This window comes from Micrococcus sp. KRD096 (assembly GCF_017168495.1).
Lineage (GTDB): Bacteria > Actinomycetota > Actinomycetes > Actinomycetales > Micrococcaceae > Micrococcus > Micrococcus luteus.
Window position 1 is genome coordinate 98,411 of sequence record NZ_JABFAY010000017.1, and the last position, 510, is coordinate 98,920.

The 510-nt window shown below is 72.5% G+C and carries 1 protein-coding gene; it reads left to right on the forward strand.

What is annotated here, in order from left to right; all coding sequences use genetic code 11:
* A partial coding sequence (locus tag J1M41_RS08300) for a DUF4245 domain-containing protein (protein WP_206451544.1) occupies positions 1–499 on the forward strand: 499 nt, incomplete at its 5' end.
* Positions 500–510: the final 11 nt, after the last annotated feature.

Sequence of the window (510 nt, forward strand, 5' to 3'; positions counted from 1 at the left end):
GGCCATGGTGCTCTCCCTGGTGGCTCTGCTGGCGATCGTGGCCGTGGTCCTCCTGCTCAACCCGGAGCCGCCGCAGCGGCCCCGCGAGGACCGCGTCGACGTCGCCGCCGAGGCCGCCACGATCCCCCACGACGACGGCGACCTGCCGGCCCTGGCGCCCGAGGTGCCGGAGTCCTGGTACGCCAACTACGCCCGCCTGCAGAAGCTGGACGGCGTCTCCACGTGGGACGTCGGCTGGGTGGTCACGGACACGGTGTTCGCGGGCCTGCAGCAGGCCGAGGACGTCGACCCCACCTGGGTGAGCCTGCGGGTGGACCAGGTCCCGACGTCGGAGACGATCGGGATCGACGGGATCGCGTGGGACCTCCACGCCGATCCGAAGAAGCCGGAGCGACGGCTCGTGGCGGAGGTGGACGGCAGCACCGTGGTGCTGACCACCACCGGCGACCAGGCCGTCCTCGAAGACCTGGCGCACGGCGTCGCGAAGGAGACCCGATGACCCCCCACACC